This is a genomic window from Mesorhizobium sp. Mes31, from assembly GCF_024519675.1.
Taxonomy (GTDB): Bacteria; Pseudomonadota; Alphaproteobacteria; order Rhizobiales; family Rhizobiaceae; genus Mesorhizobium.
Window position 1 is genome coordinate 301030 of sequence record NZ_JALJRL010000006.1, and the last position, 17798, is coordinate 318827.

Consider the following 17798-nt stretch of genomic DNA (forward strand, 5'->3'; position numbering starts at 1 on the left):
GGGGATCACGCCGCAATGACGATGATGGAAATCACCCCGAACAGCGCGATCAGCAGATAGTCGGCGACGCGATAGAGTTTCAGCGCCCGCCTTATGTCTATGCTGTCGGCGTCGCGCTGCCCGCCTTCGCCCATGAAGACGTCGTCGACAAGCACGCCGCCATAGCTGCGCGGCCCGGCGAGCGCCAGACCGAGCGCGCCGGCCATCGCCGCTTCCGGCCAGCCGGCATTGGGTGAGCGGTGTTTTTTCGCGTCGCGCCACACCGCGTGCCAGGCGCCGCGGGGATCGGCACCGCTGACCAGGAAAGCCGCCAGCACGATCAGCAGTGCCGTCAGCCGTGACGCCGGCAGGTTGATCCAATCGTCGAAGCGCGCCGCCGCCCAGCCGAAAGCCTCGTGGCGCGGGGTGCGGTGGCCGATCATCGAATCGGCGGTGTTGGCCGCTTTGTAGGCGGCGCCGCCGGCGAGGCCGCCGACGCCGGTCCAGAAGGCGGGGGCGACGATGCCGTCGGAAAAATTCTCGGCCAGGCTCTCGATCGCCGCGCGGCAGACACCGGCCCGGTCGAGCGCTTCCGGATCGCGGCCGACGATCCGCGAGACGGCAACGCGACCCAAAGCCAAGCCACCGGTGTCGAGCGCGTCGGCCACGGCCTCGACATGTTCGTAAAGGCTCTTCTGCGACAAAAGCGACGTCGCCAGAATGGCGGCAATGATCAATCCCATGGGAATGAACCACAGCAGCAGGATCTGTACGGCGAGGCCGATCACCGCCGGCACCAGGACGATGACCAGCAGCGCCTGGGTACCACGCCGGCGACGCAGCGCGTCGGGATCAGTCGCGTGGTTGAGCGTGCGGTCGAGAAAGGATATCAGCCTGCCAAACCACGTCACAGGATGGCCGATGGCACGAAACAGCCAGTCCGGGTAGCCCAGGACGAATTCGACGGCCAATGACAGGAAGGCGATCAGGACTGACATGAAGCTTCTTGATGGAGCGGTGGCGGCGGTGGATCACGGCGGAAGCCTTGGCCGGGCGAGGGCGCTTTTCCCCAACGCCATGCTGCCTTTCGTCGACCTCTCGACCGGTATCAATCCGCACTCCTATCCGCTTTTCGATTTGCCCGCCACCATCCTGTTGCGGTTGCCGGAAGCGGCGCGCGCCCGCGACCTGGTCGAGGTCGCGGCCAGCGCCTATGGCGCGCCTTCGCCGGCCAACATCGTGGCAGCCCCCGGCACGCAGATCCTGTTGCCGCGCGTCGCATCGCTGATCGCGCCCGGCAAGGCGGTGGTGCTGGGCCCAACCTATGCCGAACATGCAAGGGCAGCGGCGATCGCCGGGCACACGGTGACGGAAATCGACAATTTCGCGGCTCTGGCGGGAGCAGACCTTGCCATCGTCGTCAATCCCAACAATCCGGATGGACGGGTCATCGAGCGCAACAGGCTGCTGGCGCTGGCCGCCGGAATGCGCGCCAAGGGCGGGCTGCTCGTCGTCGACGAGGCGTTCATGGATGTCGGCCCGCGCCAGCACAGCCTCGCCGGTGATGTCGAACAGGGCGGCATCGTCGTGCTGCGCTCGTTCGGCAAGTTCTTTGGCCTGGCCGGGCTGCGGCTCGGTTTTGCGCTTTCCGACGCGCCGACTATCAAACGGCTGGACATGCAATTGGGACCATGGGCCGTCGCCGGCCCGGCGCTGGAATACGGCATCCGCGCGCTTGCCGACACAGGCTGGCAGGACGCGATGCGGGCCTCCCTGGCGGATGCATCGAGGCGACTCGATGCGCTGTTCGGCCGCTTCGGCGTTCCCGTCGCGGGCGGCACCACGCTGTTCCGCTATGTCAGTCTGCCGGATGCCGCCGATCTGTTTTCCGCGCTTGGCGGGTGCGGCATCCTGCTTCGGCATTTCCCTGGCCGACCAAACGTGCTGCGCGCCGGACTGCCGGGGAGTCAGGAGGAATGGCAGCGGCTCGAATCCGCTCTTGCCGGCTGGGCGTCACAGCGCGACGATGGCGCCAGGGAGATCGCACGATGATGATCCATGTCTGTTCGCTGGCAAAAGTCGAGGAAACGGTTGCGAGGACCGGTGCTGAGCGGCTGCTGTCCCTGCTGGCGGCGGGAACCGAGGTGGTGCGCCCAGCTTCGATCGCCAGGGAAAACCATCTGCATCTGGTCATGCATGACATCGCTGTGGCGCAGGACGGCATGACCATGCCGGGCGAGGAGCATGTCCGCAACCTGCTCGATTTCGGGCGCCGCTGGGACCGGGCAAGGCCGATGGTCGTGCATTGCTATGCCGGCATCAGCCGCTCGACCGCTTCGGCCTATATCATCGCGGCCGCGCTGGCGCCGAAACGCGACGAGGCCGAACTGGCCCAGACGTTGCGGGCGCTGTCGCCATCGGCGACACCCAATCCGCGGCTGATCGCAGTGGCCGACGCGTTGCTCGGTCGCGAGGGCCGCATGATCGAGGCGATCCAGGCGATAGGGCGCGGCGCCGATGCCTTTGAAGGTACGCCCTTTGCCCTCACGATCGACAGCTGAAAGCAGTTACTTCAGCCACTCGGCAAGCTTCGCCTTGCGCACATCCCTGAGCAGGCTGATGAACCCATCGGCCTGATATTCTGATGTCAGCCGGCCTTTCTCGGCCGTCGCGATGCTGGCGTCGCCGACCACGCCGTTGGGGTTGAGATCGCTGGCGATCCAGGCAAAGGCATGGGTGCCGGTGTGGCGCAGCAGCGTGAATTCCTTTTCGGCCCGCGCGACGTTGGAAACGAAATTATCGGCCTTGGCCATGTCGACGAGGTCCGGCCGGAAATGCAGCATCAGCGAGGTCTCGACATCGCCGCCATGGATGCCGTGGCGGTCTTCAAGCTCGGTGTACATGCCGGCCGGCCGGCCAAAACGTTGCCAACTGGTCTTCACCGCCAGCATTTTTTCGCGCACGCGCAATTCGCGCGTGACGATACCCATGATCTCCTCATTGCCGCCATGCGAGTTGACGACGATCAGCTTGCGCACGCCGGCTCGTGCGATCGACAGGCCCAGTTCGGTCCAGGCCTCGATCAATGTCGGTGCCGGCAGAGTGAGGGTACCCCGTGCGTGAAGATGCTCGTTCGACTTGCCCACCGCCTGGACCGGCAGGATGCGGATGTCGAGATCGTCGGGCAGGCGGGCGATCACCGTGTCGAGCATGCCGTTCATGATCGAGGTGTCGGTCGAGACCGGCAGATGCGGACCATGCTGTTCGATCGCCGCCAGCGGCAGCACGGCGATCGTCGCCTCCGGATCGATCGAGGCGTATTCGGTAGTCCGGTAGTCACCCCACCAGACGCGTCTTTTTGCAGCGGTCATGTCATGCCTCTTCGATGAACGGCCAGACCTAGCGCGGGACGGGCGGCCTGTCGATCACCCTGCCGCGATCGCCTCGATCTCGACCTTGAATTCGGGCCGGGCGAAGCCGGAGACGATCATCAGCGTCGACGCTGGTGCCGGGCTGGTAAACAGCCGGTCGCGAACGTCCATGTAGGGCCGCAGATGCGCGCGGTCGGTGACGTAGGCGTTGATGCGGACGATATCCCCGAGCCCCAGCCCGGCTTCGGCGAGGATCGCGGCGATGTTCTTGAAGCAGAGCTCTGCCTGCGCGCCTGCGTCCTCGGGAATCTGGTCGTCCGCCGTGATGGCGACCTGGCCCGAGCACAGCACCAGCCGCTTTCCGGCTGGCACCTCGACGCCGTGGCTGTAGCGGGCAAAGGGCGGCTTGATCGACTTCGGGGTGAGGAATTTGAACATGGCAATCTCCGGTTTCCCGGTAGCCTAAGACTGGATGCTGTGCACCTTCAAGATGGCGGTGCATGTCGCTGGGGCGATTGTGGACAGGCGTTCAAAAAATAGGCACGATGCCTTCCGTACAGCATGACCCGTCCGCCCCCGGCATGGCAATGTCGTTCACGCGGGCGGTCCCGGCACGAGGCGCCGGTGGCATGTGTCTTGCTTCTTGAATCTTTGGTGTCGAGCCTGGCGCGTGGCGTGCCGGAGCAAACAAAGGGTGGTGTCGATGTACGGAAAACAGAAGATCTCGGTGGCAGTGGTGGCCCTGCTTGCGGCCAGCACGCTCGGCGCAGCGGCGAATGAAAAAGTCACCTTCGGCACCAACTGGTTGGCCGAGCCGGAACATGGTGGATATTATCAGGCCGTGGCGGACGGCACCTACGCCGCTTGCGGCCTCGACGTCACCATCATGCAGGGTGGCCCGCAGGTCAGCGGCCGGCCGATGCTGCTGGCCGGCAAGATCGATTTCTACATGGGCGGCAATCTGCTGTCGGCCTTCGATGCCGTCCAGCAAGGCATTCCGATGCGGGTGGTGGCGGCCGACTTCCAGAAAGACCCGCAGGTCATCATGTCCCACCCCGGCGAGGGGCTGGACAAGTGGGAAGACCTGAAGAATGCGGAGCAATATATTCTGGGCGACGAAGGCGTGCAGACCTTCTTCCAGTGGATGGTCACCGCGCTCGGCTTCGACGCCGCCAAGCGCGCGCCCTACACCTACAATACCGCTCCTTTCCTCGCCAACAAGAAGTCGATCCAGCAGGGCTACGTCACCTCCGAGCCGTTCGCGGTCAAGAAGGAAGGTGGCTTCGTGCCGAACCAGTTCCTGCTCGCCGACTATGGCTGGGACACCTACTCGACGACGATCGAAGTGATGCAGGATACGATCGACAAGAAGCCGGAGGTGGTCCAGTGCTTCGTCGATGGCTCGGCCAAGGGCTGGTACAAATATCTCTACGGCGACAACAAGGCCGCCAACGACATGATCAAGAAAGACAATCCTGACATGACGGACGACCAGATCGCCTTCTCGATCGAGCAGATGAAGAAGTTCGGCCTTGCCGATTCCGGCGACACCGACAAGCTCGGTATCGGCGCCATGACCGACGAACGGATCAAGAGCTTCTACGACAAGATGGTCAAGGCCAAGGTCACGCCTGAAGGCATCGACATCAAGAAGGCCTACACACTGACCTTCGTCAACAAGGGTGTGGGGCTCGAGCTGAAGAAATAGGCCGGTCCCGGCATGATGCAGGAAAAGGTGGCGCAGACGACGGCGAGCGCGTCCGGCGTGGTTCCGACGTTGCTGGCGCTGCATGGCGTCGGCAAGGTCTTTTCCAATGGCGTGACGGCGCTCAGCGACGTCAACCTGACGATCCGCGAAGGCGATTTCCTCAGCCTGCTCGGACCGTCCGGCTGCGGCAAGTCGACGGCATTGCGGCTGATTGCAGGCCTGTCGACGCCCACCTCCGGCGTGCTCGACTGGCGTGGCGGCGGCTCGCTCGACCGCTCGAACATCGGCTTCGTCTTCCAGGAGCCGACGCTGCTGCCCTGGGCCAGCGTCTTCGACAATGTCTGGCTGCCGCTCCGGCTGAAGGGCGTCAGCCGCGCCAAGGCGGCGCCGGCGGTGATGGAGATGCTGGCGCGGGTGCACCTGACCGGCGTCGAGGACGCGGTGCCGCGCGAGCTCTCCGGCGGCATGAAGATGCGCGTCTCGATCGCGCGCGCCATGGTGACGAAACCGCGGGTGCTGTTGATGGACGAGCCGTTCGCGGCGCTCGATGAGATCACGCGTTTCAAGCTGAACAACGATCTGCTCGAACTGTGGCAGGACGAGCGCTTCACCGTCGTCTTCGTCACGCACAGCGTCTTTGAAAGCGTCTTTCTCTCCAACCGCGTCGTCGTCATGGCGGCGCGGCCGGGCCGGGTGTTCGACGAACTCGCGATCAAGGCGTCCTATCCACGCGACGAGGCGTTTCGCACCTCGCCCGACTATGCGGCGCTTTGCCGGCAGACCTCCGATGTGCTGGTCAACGCCATCAATTCAACAGCAGGCGCGCATCATGACGGCCATTGACGAGAGGGTCCTCGAGCTCGATCCCGAGGAAGCGCGTCGGGTACGCCAGGAGCGGCTCGAGCGGATCGGCCGATGGGTTCTGCCGCTGGCGATCATGATCCTGGCGATCTGGCTGTGGGATCGCATCTGCGTGTGGAACGCGATCCCGCAATACATCCTGCCGCGCCCCGGCGTCGTGCTGTCGACGCTCTACAGCGATGCCGGCTTGCTGTTCTCCTCGCTGCTGGTCACCTTGCGCATCACCTTCCTCAGTCTGCTTCTCGCTGTCGTTGGCGGAGTAGGGCTGGCGGTGCTGTTCGCGCAATCGAAATGGGTCGAGATGTCGTTCTTCCCGTTCGCCATCGTGCTGCAGGTGACGCCGATCGTGGCGATCTTTCCGCTAATCAACATCTATGTCGACAACCAGACGACCAAGCTTCTGCTGTGCGCCTGGATCGTCGCCTTCTTTCCGATCCTCTCCAACACCACGCTCGGTCTCAACTCCGTCGACCGCAACCTGCGCGACATGTTCAAGCTCAATGGCGCGACGCGCTGGCAGCAGTTGCGCTATCTGCGGCTGCCGGCGGCGATGCCGTATTTCCTGGGCGGGTTGAAGATCGCCGGCGGCCTGTCGCTGATCGGCGCCGTGGTGGCCGAGTTCGTCGCCGGCGCCACTGGCCAGTCGTCGGGGCTCGCCTCGCGTATCATCGAGGCTGGCTACCGGCTCAATGCACCACGGCTGTTCGCGGCGCTGTTCCTGATCTCGCTTACCGGCATCCTGATCTTCCTGGTGCTGTCGCTGATTTCGCATCTCATTCTGCGGCGCTGGCACGAAAGCGCGCTGAAGCAGGAGCGCTAGTGCCTTGATCCCGAACACAGGTTCATATCGGCTCACCAACGCCCGGCTTCACGCGTCCCTGACACCGGGATTTGGTGCTGCTTTCGACCGTGACGGCTTCGCGCTTGCCGACATCGCTGTCGCTAACGGCAAGATTTCCAGCATCACCGCGCATGGCCGATCGAAAGCGCCTGCGGATGCGATCGACCTCGCTGGCCGCATCGTTCTGCCGTGCTTCATCGACTGCCACACGCATATCGACAAGGGCCATATCTGGCCGCGAAAACCCAATCCCGACGGTACGTTCATGGGCGCGCTGAACGCCGCCGGCGCCGATCGCGCCGCCCGCTGGAGCGCCGAGGACGTGGCGCGGCGCATGGATTTTTCCTTGCGCTCAGCCTACGCGCACGGCACCAGGGCGCTGCGCACCCATCTCGACAGCGTCGCGCCGCAGGAGGAGATCTCCTGGCCGGTGTTCGAAACGATGCGCGAGACATGGCGCGGCCGCATAGAATTGCAGGCCGCCTGCCTGCTCGGCATCGAGGGCGTGCGCGACAGGAAATGGTTCGACAGGCTGGCAAAAAGGGTCGCCGCCGCCAAGGGTGTTCTCGGTGTCGTCACCTATATGGTCCCGGACCTCGAGGAACTGCTCGACCACGTCTTCGCGCAAGCCATCCAGCATGGCCTCGATCTCGATTTCCATGCCGACGAGACCGACGACGTTGCCGCGATCTCGCTCAAGAAGATCGCCGAGGCCGCGCTGTGGAACGGCTTCGAGGGCAACATCCTCGTTGGCCATTGCTGCTCGCTCGCGCGCCAGCCCGATCTCGATGTGCTCGATACGTTGGACAAGGTGGCGAAGGCCGGGCTAGCGGTCGTGTCTTTGCCGATGTGCAATCTCTATCTGCAGGATCGGCGTTCCGACCACACGACGCCGCGCTGGCGTGGCGTGACGCTGCTGCACGAGATGAAGGCGAGGGGCATTCCGGTCGCCGTCGCCTCCGACAACACGCGCGATCCCTTCTATGCCTATGGCGATCTCGACATGCTCGAGGTCTACCGCATGGCGACGCGCATCCTGCATTTCGATCATCCGGTTGCCGACTGGCCGCAAGCGGTCGCCATGACGCCGGCCAGGGTGATGCGGCTCGATGGTTTCGGCACGCTTGCGGCTGGTGGCGATGCCGACTTCATCCTGTTCAAAGGTCGAAGCTGGACCGAATTGCTGTCGCGCCCCGAATCGGATCGCATCGTCGTGCGCGGCGGCCGTGCTATCGATCGGCAATTGCCCGACTATGCCGAACTCGACGAACTGATGGTGGAATGATGGATGTTTCGGCGCTCAAACTTGATCTCGAAGGCCTGAAGCTCGACGACAATCCAGCCATCGTCCAGCAGAAAAGCCGCGACTTCTACTGGTACAGCCCGGTGCTGAAGCAGCAGCTCGACCATGTCACCGGCGACCTGATCGTGACGCCGAAGAGCGAGGCCGAGGTGATCCGCGTGCTTGCCGCCTGTCATCGCCATGGCGTGCCGGTGACGCCGCGCGGCAGCGGCACCGGCAATTACGGCCAGGCGATGCCGCTTTCGGGCGGCGTGGTGCTCAATCTCGCCGAGATGAACGAGATCAAGTCGATCGCGCCAGGGCGCGTGGTGACCGGACCGGGTGCGATCCTGGCCGATATCGACAAGGCGACGCGGGCGCATTCCGGCCAGGAGCTGCGCATGTCGCCATCGACCTACAACACGGCCTCGATCGGCGGTTTTGTCGCCGGCGGTTCGGGCGGTGTCGGCTCGATCCGCTGGGGTGGCTTGCGTGATCTCGGCAATGTCATCCGGCTGAGGACGGTGACGATGGAGGCCGAGCCGCGCGTCATGGATCTCAGCGGCGAGGACGTGCTGAAGGTCATGCACGCCTACGGCACCAACGGCATCATCACCGAGGTCGAGATGCCGCTGACCGCCAGCTACGACTGGATCGATGTCATCGTCGGCTTTGACGATTTCATGGACGCGGCAGGCTTCGGCAACGACCTCGCCGTCCAGGACGGCATACTGGCGAAGTTGATCACACCGATTGCCGCGCCTATCCCCTACGACTATTTCAAGCGGCACCAGCGGTTCTTCCGGCGCGAACAGAGCATAGTCGTGTGCATGATCGCGCCACACGCGATGGATGCCTTTGCCGCTTTCACGGCGCGCGGCAAGGGCGAGATCGTCTTCCGTGCTGACCAGGAGGCCGATCTCAAGGGGCTGCCGCCGGCCTATGAGCTGACGTGGAACCACACGACGCTGCGCGCCATCAGGGTCGACCCCACCATTACCTATCTGCAGGCGCGTTATCCGTCGCCGGATCATCTCGCCCACGTCAAGGCGATGGTCGATCGCTTTGGTGACGAGGTACCGGCGCATCTCGAATTCATCCGCTTTGATGGCGCGATCGGTGTCGCGGGGTTGCCCCTGGTGCGCTTCACCACGGCGGAACGGCTGGACGAGATCATCCGCATCCATGAGGACAATGGCTGCTGGATATTCAACCCGCACCGCTACACGCTGGAAGAGGGCGGCATGAAGCAGACCGACGAGGTGCAGCTCGCCTTCAAGCGCGAGACCGATCCGCAGGGACTGCTCAATCCCGGCAAGATGATCGCCTGGGAAAACCCGGACTACGACTATCGCTCGGGCCGGACATTCCTGTTCAAGGGGCTGCAGAAGGCAGGCTGATGAACATCCTTGTCCTCTATGCCCATCCGGTCGAGACCAGCTTCAATGCCGGCCTGCATCGGATGATCGTCGAGCGACTGACGGCAGCGGGCCATACGGTCGACGACTGCGATCTCTATGCCGAGGATTTCGATCCGCGGCTGACGCGCAAGGAGAGGCTGGACTACCACAATCTGCGCGGCGCCACCGACCCCGTGGCGCCTTACGTCGAGCGCCTGCTGCGGGCCGATGCACTGGTGCTTTCCTATCCGGTCTGGAATTATGGCTTTCCGGCGATCCTGAAGGGCTTTTTCGACCGCGTCTTCCTGCCCGGCGTGTCCTTCAAGCTGGTCAACGGCAAGGTGCAGCCATCGCTGCACAACATTCGCAAGGTCGCCGCGGTCACCACCTATGGCGGCAGCCGGTTCCGCGCTGTGCTGATGGGCGATCCGCCGCGCAGACTGATCAAGCGAATGCTGCGCGCCACTGTAAAACCGGGCGCGCCGGTGACCTATCTCGCTCACTATGCGATGAACCTGTCGACCGACCAAACGCGCGAGGCCTTCACGACCAAGGTCGCGGTCAACATGGACGCATTCTGATGCGCGCGCTGGTGGTTTACTGCCATCCGGTGCCGGAGAGTTTCTGCGCATCCATTCGCGACAGCGCCGTCGAGGTGTTGACGCGAAGAGGCTGGGAGGTGCGGCTGCTCGACCTCTATGCCGAGAACTTCAATCCGGTGATGGGATGCGACGAGCGGCGCTCCTACAATGACCAGGCGCCGCAGGACCCGGCGCTGAAGCCGCATTTCGAGCTGCTCAACTGGGCCGAGGCGATCCTGTTTGTCTATCCGACCTGGTGGTACGGGCTGCCGGCGATGCTGAAGGGCTGGCTCGACCGTGTGTGGGCGACCGACGTCGCCTTCAAGCTGCCGGCTGGCAAGGGACGGATCAAATCGCTGATGACGCATGTGACCAAGGTCGGTGTCATCACAACCTGCGGCGCGCCGACCTGGTGGAGCGTCGTCGTCGGCCAACCCGGCCGCAAGACCCTGCTGCGCGGCATGCGGGCGCTGTGCGCGACGCGTTGCCGGACGTTCTTCCTGGCGCACTATCTGATGGATTCCTCGACGCCGCGGAGCCGGGCGGCGTTCTTGGCGAAGGTGAGGGCGAAGCTGGAGCGGTTTTGAGGGACTTTACCCTCCCCCTTGTGGGGAGGGTCGCGCAGCAAATGCCGCTTGGGGCGGCTTTTGCGAAGCGGGGTGGGGGTCTCGTAGGGCGCACCCCCACCCCGTCTCGCAGTCTCCGCTTTGCTCCGACCGCGAGCCGACCCTCCCCACAAGGAGGAGGGTCGAAGGCGCTACATCCTCGTCCGCTCCGCCTTCGGATCATACATCGGCTTCAACGATGCTTCGGCCGCGAAACGCTCACCGGCGATCTCGATTTCGTACGATGAGGCCAGCACCTCCGTCTCGCTCTCGCCCTGGCACGGCACATAGCCCAGCCCGATGGCACCGCCGAGGTGATGGCCGTAATTGCCCGAGGTGATCGGACCGACGATCTTGCCGTCGCGCAGGATCGCCTCGTTGTGGAAGAGCAGGGGCTGTGGGTCCATCAGCCGAAACTGGACCAGCCGGCGTGACAGGCCTGCCTCTTTCTTCTTCAACACCGCATCGCGGCCAATGAAGTCGCCCTTGGCCGTCTTCACCGCGAAGCCAAGACCTGCCTCCAGCACATTGTCTTCATCGGTGATGTCATGGCCGAAATGCCGGAACGCCTTTTCGATGCGGCAGGAATCCAGCGTGTGCAGGCCGCAGAGCTTCAGGCCGACATCCGCGCCGACCTCGTCGATCGCCTCGAAGACATGGGCCGCCTGGTCGGTCGAGACATAGAGCTCCCAGCCGAGTTCGCCGACATAGGTGACACGGTGGGCGCGGGCCAGTCCCATGCCGATCTCGATTTCCTGGAACGTCCCGAACGGATTGGCTTCGTTGGAGAAATCGTTCGGGCTGACCTTCTGGATCAGCTTCCGCGCGTCCGGTCCCATCAGGCAGAGCACGCTTTCGGCCGCCGTCACATCGGTGATGACGACGAATTCGTCGGCCAAGTGCTTGCGCAGCCAGGCCAGGTCGCGCTGCAACGTGGCACCCGGCACGACGAGGAAATAGGCGGTGTCCGACAGCCGCGAGACCGTCAGGTCGCTCTCGATACCGCCGCGCCGGTTGAGCATCTGGGTGTAGACGATCTTGCCCGGCGCCACGTCCATGTCGTTGGCGCAGAGTTTCTGCAGGAAGGCACAGGCGTCGCGGCCCTCGACGCGGATCTTTCCGAACGAGGTCATGTCGAACAGGCCGACCTTGTTGCGGACCGCCAGATGCTCCTCGCGCTGGTTGTCGAACCAGTTCTGCCGCTTCCAGGAATAGCGGTATTCGCGCTCCTGTCCCTCGCGAGCGAACCAGTTGGCGCGCTCCCAGCCGGCGACCTCGCCGAACACGGCGCCGCGCGCCTTCAAATGCTCGTGCAGGGGCGAACGCCTGACATTCCTCGACGTCGCCATCTGGCGGTAGGGGAAATGGTCGGCATAGAGCAGTCCGAGCGTCTCCGAGACACGCTCCTTGAGATAGCGGCGGTTCTTCTGGAACGGCTGGGCGCGGCGGATGTCGACTTCCCACAGGTCGAAGGGCGCTTCGCCATCATTGATCCACTGCGCCAGCGCCATGCCGGCGCCGCCGGAAGAGACGATGCCGATCGAATTGTAGCCGGTCGCCATCCAGTAGCCGGAGAGCTCCGGCGCCTCGCCCAGATAATAGCGGTCGTCCGGCGTGAAGCTTTCGGGGCCATTGAAGAAGGTATGGATGCCGGCTGTGGCCAGCATCGGCATGCGGTTGACGCCCATTTCGAGGATCGGTTCGAAGTGGTCCATGTCCTCGGGCAACTGGTCGAAGCAGAAATCCTCGCGGATGCCGTCCATGCCCCAGGGCTTCGCCACCGGCTCGAAGGCGCCGAGCATCATCTTGCCGGCATCTTCCTTGTAGTAGGCGCACTCGTCCGGTACGCGCAGCACCGGAAGGCGGCTGAGGCCGGGGATCGGCTCGGTGACGAGATAGAAATGCTCGCAGGCATGCAGCGGGATGGTGACGCCGTTCCGCGCGCCGAGTTCGCGCGCCCACATACCGGCGCAGTTGACGACGATGTCGGCTTCGATGGTGCCTTGTTCTTCGCCCTGTGCCCAGGATACGCCGGTGACGCGGCCGGCCTTGGTGTGGACCTTGGTGACCTTCACATTCTCGACGATGGTGGCGCCGCGCTGGCGCGCGCCCTTGGCCAGCGCCATGGCGATGTTGGCGGGGTCGCATTGGCCGTCGAGCGGCAGATGCACGGCGCCGACCACGTCGGACACATTGAGATGCGGGTACATCTGCTTGACTTCATTGGGTGAAATCTCACGCACATCGACATCGAAGGCGCGGGCGAGCGACGCCTGCCTGTAGATCTCGTGCTTGCGCTCCTCGGTCAGCGCCACGGTGATCGAGCCGACCTGGCGCATGCCGGTGCCGACCTCGGTCTCCGCTTCCAGCTTGACGTAGAGGTCTGCCGAATATTTCGCCAGCCGCGTCATGTTCTGCGAACCGCGCAGTTGGCCGATCAGGCCGGCGGCATGCCAGGTCGTGCCCGACGTCAGTTGCTTGCGTTCCAGGAGCACGATGTCGGTCCAGCCGAGCTTGGCCAGGTGATAGGCGACCGAACAGCCGGAGACGCCGCCGCCGATGATGACGGCGCGGGCTTTGGTGGGGATGGTCTTGGGGGCAGGGGTGTTCATGCGGCCTCGCGGCGATAGCTGGAAACGAAGCGTCGCAGCCGCAGCGCTGCTTCCTGCAGTACCGGCTCGGGCTGGCAGAGGCTGATGCGGATGTGGCCCGCGGCCGCCTCGCCGAAGCTGGAGCCAGGCATCACGCCAACCTTTTCCTTGTCGAGCAAGGCCCAGGCAAATTTCTCGTCGTCGGATTCGACGGCTGATATGTCGAGCATGACATACATGCCGCCTTCGGAACCGTGAACGCTGACATTGTTCATGCCGCGCACGGCGTCGAGCAGGACAGTGCGGCGCGCCGCATAGCGTTCGGCGATCTCCTTGACGCCGTAGCCGTTCTCGAGCGCCTCGGCGCAGGCGATCGAGATGAAGGCCGGCAGGCCGTAGGTGGTCACCAGATTGAGATTGACCAGCAGCGTGATCATCTCCTCCGGACCCGTCAGCCAGCCCATGCGCCAGCCGGTCATGCCGTGGCTCTTGGACATCGAATTGATGACCAGCGTGCGCTCGGCCATGCCGGGCAGCGAGCGCGGCGAGACATGCTCGCCGCCACCCAGCGTCCAGTAGACCTCGTCCGAAAGCAGCCAGAGATCGTGCTCCCTGCAGATTTGCGCCAGCTCTTCCAGCCGCTGTCGCGAATAGACCGCGCCCGTCGGGTTGTTCGGTGTGTTGATGAGGATGGCGCGGGTGTTCGGCCGAATTGCCGCGCGGATCATGTCGGCGCGCGGCTGAAAGCCGTCCTCGGCGGGCGTCTCGACCACGGTGAAATCGGCGCCGGCCGCACTGAAGGTGTTGGGATAGGTGGCGTAGTAGGGCGCCACCACAATGGCGTGGTCGCCCTGGTCGAGAACGGCCTGCACGGCGGCATACAGCGCGGCCTGGCCGCCCGGTGTGGCGATCACCTGGTTGGGGTTGGTCGCAACGCCGGTACAAGCGGTCGAGGCTGCCGCCATCGCCTTGCGCAGGCGCGGCAGGCCGGGAAGCGGGGTGTAGTGGTGATTGCTGCCGCGAACCGCGCTCACGCAGGCTTCGATCGTTTCCGAAGGCGTGTCGAAGTCGTGGTCGCCAACCGACAGCATGATGATGTCCTCGCCGGCTTCCTTGCGCGTCCAGGCGGCGAAATGGACTTCCCAGCCATCCTTGCCCGAGGGCACGATGCCGGAAATGCGCGATGATGGTCTAGGCATGTATATCTCCCGAAATCTCATAGCCGGCCTGTTCGAGCCGGTCGCGCAGGGCGGCGATATGCGGCGGTCCGACTTCGCAGCAGCCGCCGACGATGTCGGCGCCGGCCTCTATCCAGCCAATCGCCTGCGCGGCATAGGCGTCTGGCCCGAGGTCGTGGCGGGCGTGCAGCACATCGACAGTGCCGCCGTGCTTGAGCGCCTCTGTCGAGGTGAAGCCGTTGGCGTAGGCGCCGACCGGGCCGCCGAGGTCGATCAGTTCAGGCAAGGCCGCGGCGATCGCCTCCGGCCGGCAGCAATTCAATAGCCGCGCCGCTACGGGCAAGCCGTCGAGCGCGTTTGCCGCGGTGGCTATCGTCTCGCCGCTGCGCAGCCGCGGCTTGCCGTGATCGGCCAGTGTCCACGACACCCATACCGGCTTGCCGCTTTCCGATGCGGCGGTGACTGCCGCGCGCGCCTCATCGGCCGACGCCATGGTCTCACACAGGAACAGATCGACCCCGTCGGCCTGTTCGGCGACGATGCGGCGGTAGATGTCGAGCGTGTCCTGATACGAAATGATCAGCGCGGGCGCGTAGCTGCCGAAAAGCGGCGACAGGCAGCCGGCGATCGCTGTGTCGCCGACCTCGTCGCGGGCCTGCCGGGCCAATTCGATGCCGCGCTTCTGCAACGGCTTGAACAGGTCCTCGGCCCCCTCGCGCGCCAGGCGCTCTGGCGTCGCCGAATAGGTGTTGATGGTGATAACGCGGGCGCCGGCACGGATGAATTCGGCGTGCAGGTCGCGCACCAGATCGGGTTCATCGATCAGCACCCTGGCCGACCATAGCGGCGTCGGCTCGGACTTGCTGCGCCGAACCAGTTCCTGGCCCATGCCGCCATCGGTGAGGACGACTTTCTTCATGCGCGCAGCCTCTCGTTCTTCGGATCCCATAGCGGCTCGTCCTTCTGCACGACCGCCTTGAAACGCTCGCCAAAGATTTCGACCTCGACGCTCGTTCCCGGTTCCGCCAGATCGGCGCGCAGCATGCCGAGCGCGATCGACTTGTCGACACGATGCCCCCAGCCGCCGGACGTCGTCTCGCCGACGATCTGTCCGTCATGCCACAGCGTCGACATGTAGGGCGCGTCGCAATCGCCGGGATTTTCGACAACCAGCGTGACGAAACGCTTCGTCACGCCTTGCTGTTTCTCGTTCTGGAGTGCCGCCTTGCCGCGGAAGTCGGGCTTGTCCCATTTGACGAAGCGCTCCAGCCCGCCCTGCAGGATCGAATAGTCGGTCGAGAGGTCGCCCTTCCAGGTGCGGTAGCCTTTTTCGAGCCTGAGTGAGTCGAGCGCGTACATGCCGAACGGTTTCAGCCCATGCTTCTGGCCTGCGGCGCAGACGGCGTCGAAGATGGCGGCGGTGTCGTCGACCCTGGTGTGGATCTCCCAGCCGAGTTCGCCGGCGAAGGAGACGCGCACAAGCTTCGCCCAGAGGCCGGCGATCTTCGTTTCCTGATGCGTCAGCCATGGCAATGTGAGGTCGGCTTCGCAGACATCGGCGAGGATTTTTCGCGCGTTTGGACCGGCTAGGATCTGGGTGGAGAATTCCTCGGTCCGGTCGATCAGCTTGAAGGCCGCATCCCTCGGCATGCGCGATTTCAGCCATTCGAAATCGTGCCATTGCGCGACCGCGGCGGTGATAAGCGTCATCACATTCTCGTCGTGGCGCACGACGGACATTTCGGTGACGATGCGGCCCTTGTCGTCGGCGAAATAGACGAGGCCGATGCGGCCGGGCTTGGGCACCAGGCCGGTGACCTGCAGGCTCAGCCACTCGGCGGCTCCCGGACCCTCGAGGTTGAAGCGCGAAAAGCCCGGCAGGTCCAAAATGCCGGCGGCGTCGCGCACTGCGAGGCACTCTTCGCGAACGCGATGCTGCCATGGCCCGTCGCGACGGAAGGTCAGCGTGGCTTCCTCGGAGATGTCGTCGCCGTCCTGCGCGTACCACGTGGCGCGCTCCCAGCCATTATAGGCATCGAAGCGGCCACCGAACGCCTTGATGCGGTCGTGAATCGGCGACAGCTTGCGGTCGCGGCCCTCCGGCCAGGCATGGCGCGGAAACTGGATGGCGTATTCGTTGCCGTAGATCTCCATGCCCTTGGCGACGCAGTAGTCCGGCTCGGACGCAAAGGAGGTGAAGCGGCGCGGATCGCACGACCACATGTCCCATTCGGTCTGGCCTTGCGTCACCCATTCGGCCAGCACCTTGCCGGCGCCGCCGCCCTGGGCGATGCCGAAGGTAAAGACGCAGGCCTCGAAGGCATTGGGGACGCCCGGCATCGGGCCGATCAGCGGATTGCCATCCGGCGTGTAGGGAATCGGGCCGTTGATGACCTTGGACAGGCCTGCCGTGCCCAGGATCGGCACGCGGGCGACGGCATCGGCGAGATAATGTTCCAGCCGGTCGAGATCGTCGGGGAACAGCTGGAAGGAAAAGTCTTCCGGCATCGGATCGTTATGGGTCGCCCAATGCGCGCGGCAATTGCGCTCATAGGGGCCGAGATTCATGCCGTTCTTTTCCTGACGCAGGTAGTAGGAGGTGTCGACATCGCGCAGCAGCGGCAGTTTCTTGCCCTGTTCCCTGGACCATGCGGCCAGTTCGGGAATCTCCTCGAACAAGATGTACTGATGGCTCATCACCATCATCGGCACGTCGCGGCCGAACATCCGGCCGACTTCGGCGGCGCGGTAGCCGGCGGCATTGACGACGATCTCGCAGCGGATCTCGCCTTGCGCGGTTTCGACCACCCATTCACCGTTCTCGCGGCGCACTCCGGTGACCGGGCAGAAGCGGATGATTCTGGCGCCCATGTCGCGCGCGCCCTTGGCCAATGCCTGGGTGAGCTGCGCCGGATCGATGTCGCCGTCGCTTGGGTCGTAGAGCGCGCCTTGCAGGTCGTGCGTCTCGATGAAGGGATAGCGGCGCTTGATCTCGTCGACGCCGACGACGTCTATGTCCATGCCCTGATAGCGGCCCATGCCCTTGGCGCGCTGGAATTCCTGCATGCGCTCGACCGAGTGGGCGAGCCGCAGCGAGCCGGTGACGTGATAGTTCATGGGATAGTCGACCGCTTCGGCCAGGCCGCGATAGAGCTCGGTCGAATAGCGCTGCATGTTCATCAGCGACCAGGACGAGGAGAAGGTCGGCACATTGCCGGCGGCATGCCAGGTCGAGCCGGAGGTCAGTTCGTTCTTTTCCAGAAGCACGCAGTCGGTCCAGCCCGCCTTGGCGAGATGATAGAGCGAGGACGCGCCGACGGCACCGCCTCCGATGATCACCACGCGCGCCGTGCTCGGTAAACCGGCCATGTTCTTCTCCCGTACCTTCAGCGCGCTGCGCT

Annotated in this window: 16 protein-coding genes; 9 read left to right on the top strand and 7 right to left on the bottom strand. The window is 64.4% G+C overall.

What is annotated here, in order from left to right; genetic code table 11:
- Nucleotides 1–5: 5 nt before the first annotated feature.
- Nucleotides 6–977 (bottom strand): adenosylcobinamide-phosphate synthase CbiB, encoded by a 972-nt coding sequence (gene cbiB / locus NR193_RS13260; protein ID WP_256751268.1) that lies wholly within the window; start codon nucleotides 975–977, stop codon nucleotides 6–8.
- Between cbiB and cobD the strand changes: the two genes are divergently transcribed.
- Together cobD and NR193_RS13270 are read left to right on the top strand one after the other, a co-directional pair.
- Nucleotides 976–2031, top strand: coding sequence for a threonine-phosphate decarboxylase CobD (gene cobD / locus NR193_RS13265; RefSeq protein WP_256751269.1), 1056 nt, complete (start codon nucleotides 976–978; stop codon nucleotides 2029–2031). The two genes, cbiB and cobD, sit on opposite strands and share 2 nt — an antisense overlap.
- Nucleotides 2031–2540, top strand: coding sequence for a tyrosine phosphatase family protein (locus tag NR193_RS13270; protein ID WP_256751318.1), 510 nt, complete (start codon nucleotides 2031–2033; stop codon nucleotides 2538–2540). Before cobD ends, NR193_RS13270 begins: the two co-directional genes overlap by 1 nt.
- A gap of 6 nt (nucleotides 2541–2546) precedes the next feature.
- Here NR193_RS13270 and NR193_RS13275 read toward each other — a convergent pair whose 3' ends face one another.
- Together NR193_RS13275 and NR193_RS13280 are read right to left on the bottom strand one after the other, a co-directional pair.
- Nucleotides 2547–3350, bottom strand: coding sequence for a creatininase family protein (locus NR193_RS13275; protein ID WP_256751270.1), 804 nt, complete (start codon nucleotides 3348–3350; stop codon nucleotides 2547–2549).
- 54 nt (nucleotides 3351–3404) lie between these two features.
- Entirely contained in the window at nucleotides 3405–3788 is a 384-nt protein-coding gene (locus NR193_RS13280; RefSeq protein WP_256751271.1) for a RidA family protein, read from the bottom strand.
- A 265-nt stretch (nucleotides 3789–4053) separates the two neighbouring features.
- On the opposite strand from NR193_RS13280, the gene NR193_RS13285 reads away from it, so the two are divergent.
- Genes NR193_RS13285 through NR193_RS13315 form a run of 7 tightly spaced genes read left to right on the top strand, consistent with a single transcriptional unit; the run spans nucleotide 4054 to nucleotide 10610 of the window.
- Nucleotides 4054–5058: an ABC transporter substrate-binding protein gene (locus tag NR193_RS13285; RefSeq protein WP_256751272.1), complete on the top strand. Its 1005-nt coding sequence runs from the start codon at nucleotides 4054–4056 to the stop codon at nucleotides 5056–5058.
- 12 nt (nucleotides 5059–5070) lie between these two features.
- The gene (locus tag NR193_RS13290) at nucleotides 5071–5901 is read left to right on the top strand and encodes an ABC transporter ATP-binding protein (RefSeq protein ID WP_256751273.1); all 831 of its coding nucleotides are present in this window, start codon (nucleotides 5071–5073) and stop codon (nucleotides 5899–5901) included.
- Nucleotides 5888–6739: an ABC transporter permease gene (locus tag NR193_RS13295; protein ID WP_256751274.1), complete on the top strand. Its 852-nt coding sequence runs from the start codon at nucleotides 5888–5890 to the stop codon at nucleotides 6737–6739. The genes NR193_RS13290 and NR193_RS13295 overlap by 14 nt, the downstream gene beginning before the upstream one ends.
- Nucleotides 6740–6743: 4 nt before the next feature.
- On the top strand, nucleotides 6744–8045 hold the full coding sequence (locus NR193_RS13300) for a cytosine deaminase (protein WP_256751275.1): 1302 nt from the start codon (nucleotides 6744–6746) through the stop codon (nucleotides 8043–8045).
- Nucleotides 8045–9442, top strand: a complete 1398-nt coding sequence (locus NR193_RS13305; RefSeq protein ID WP_256751319.1) for an FAD-binding oxidoreductase — start codon at nucleotides 8045–8047, stop codon at nucleotides 9440–9442. The genes NR193_RS13300 and NR193_RS13305 overlap by 1 nt, the downstream gene beginning before the upstream one ends.
- Complete coding sequence (locus NR193_RS13310; RefSeq protein WP_256751276.1) at nucleotides 9442–10023, top strand: NAD(P)H-dependent oxidoreductase; 582 nt, start codon at nucleotides 9442–9444, stop codon at nucleotides 10021–10023. The genes NR193_RS13305 and NR193_RS13310 overlap by 1 nt, the downstream gene beginning before the upstream one ends.
- On the top strand, nucleotides 10023–10610 hold the full coding sequence (locus NR193_RS13315; RefSeq protein WP_256751277.1) for an NAD(P)H-dependent oxidoreductase: 588 nt from the start codon (nucleotides 10023–10025) through the stop codon (nucleotides 10608–10610). Before NR193_RS13310 ends, NR193_RS13315 begins: the two co-directional genes overlap by 1 nt.
- Before the next feature lie 170 nt (nucleotides 10611–10780).
- Here NR193_RS13315 and NR193_RS13320 read toward each other — a convergent pair whose 3' ends face one another.
- Genes NR193_RS13320 through NR193_RS13335 form a run of 4 tightly spaced genes read right to left on the bottom strand, consistent with a single transcriptional unit; the run spans nucleotide 10781 to nucleotide 17766 of the window.
- Nucleotides 10781–13240, bottom strand: a complete 2460-nt coding sequence (locus tag NR193_RS13320; RefSeq protein ID WP_256751278.1) for an FAD-dependent oxidoreductase — start codon at nucleotides 13238–13240, stop codon at nucleotides 10781–10783.
- Entirely contained in the window at nucleotides 13237–14418 is a 1182-nt protein-coding gene (locus NR193_RS13325) for a pyridoxal phosphate-dependent aminotransferase (protein ID WP_256751279.1), read from the bottom strand. Before NR193_RS13325 ends, NR193_RS13320 begins: the two co-directional genes overlap by 4 nt.
- Complete coding sequence (locus NR193_RS13330) at nucleotides 14411–15316, bottom strand: homocysteine S-methyltransferase family protein (protein WP_256751280.1); 906 nt, start codon at nucleotides 15314–15316, stop codon at nucleotides 14411–14413. Before NR193_RS13330 ends, NR193_RS13325 begins: the two co-directional genes overlap by 8 nt.
- On the bottom strand, nucleotides 15313–17766 hold the full coding sequence (locus NR193_RS13335; RefSeq protein WP_256751281.1) for an FAD-dependent oxidoreductase: 2454 nt from the start codon (nucleotides 17764–17766) through the stop codon (nucleotides 15313–15315). The genes NR193_RS13330 and NR193_RS13335 overlap by 4 nt, the downstream gene beginning before the upstream one ends.
- Between the last annotated feature and the right edge of the window lie 32 nt (nucleotides 17767–17798).

Coding starts and splice junctions, on each gene's coding strand:
- cobD (WP_256751269.1), top strand. CDS start 976: ATGAAGCTTCTTGATGGAGCGGTGGCGGCGGTGGATCACGGCGGAAGC.
- cbiB (WP_256751268.1), bottom strand. CDS start 977: ATGTCAGTCCTGATCGCCTTCCTGTCATTGGCCGTCGAATTCGTCCTG.
- NR193_RS13270 (WP_256751318.1), top strand. CDS start 2,031: ATGATCCATGTCTGTTCGCTGGCAAAAGTCGAGGAAACGGTTGCGAGG.
- NR193_RS13275 (WP_256751270.1), bottom strand. CDS start 3,350: ATGACCGCTGCAAAAAGACGCGTCTGGTGGGGTGACTACCGGACTACC.
- NR193_RS13280 (WP_256751271.1), bottom strand. CDS start 3,788: ATGTTCAAATTCCTCACCCCGAAGTCGATCAAGCCGCCCTTTGCCCGC.
- NR193_RS13285 (WP_256751272.1), top strand. CDS start 4,054: ATGTACGGAAAACAGAAGATCTCGGTGGCAGTGGTGGCCCTGCTTGCG.
- NR193_RS13290 (WP_256751273.1), top strand. CDS start 5,071: ATGATGCAGGAAAAGGTGGCGCAGACGACGGCGAGCGCGTCCGGCGTG.
- NR193_RS13295 (WP_256751274.1), top strand. CDS start 5,888: ATGACGGCCATTGACGAGAGGGTCCTCGAGCTCGATCCCGAGGAAGCG.
- NR193_RS13305 (WP_256751319.1), top strand. CDS start 8,045: ATGGATGTTTCGGCGCTCAAACTTGATCTCGAAGGCCTGAAGCTCGAC.
- NR193_RS13310 (WP_256751276.1), top strand. CDS start 9,442: ATGAACATCCTTGTCCTCTATGCCCATCCGGTCGAGACCAGCTTCAAT.
- NR193_RS13315 (WP_256751277.1), top strand. CDS start 10,023: ATGCGCGCGCTGGTGGTTTACTGCCATCCGGTGCCGGAGAGTTTCTGC.
- NR193_RS13320 (WP_256751278.1), bottom strand. CDS start 13,240: ATGAACACCCCTGCCCCCAAGACCATCCCCACCAAAGCCCGCGCCGTC.
- NR193_RS13325 (WP_256751279.1), bottom strand. CDS start 14,418: ATGCCTAGACCATCATCGCGCATTTCCGGCATCGTGCCCTCGGGCAAG.
- NR193_RS13330 (WP_256751280.1), bottom strand. CDS start 15,316: ATGAAGAAAGTCGTCCTCACCGATGGCGGCATGGGCCAGGAACTGGTT.
- NR193_RS13335 (WP_256751281.1), bottom strand. CDS start 17,766: ATGGCCGGTTTACCGAGCACGGCGCGCGTGGTGATCATCGGAGGCGGT.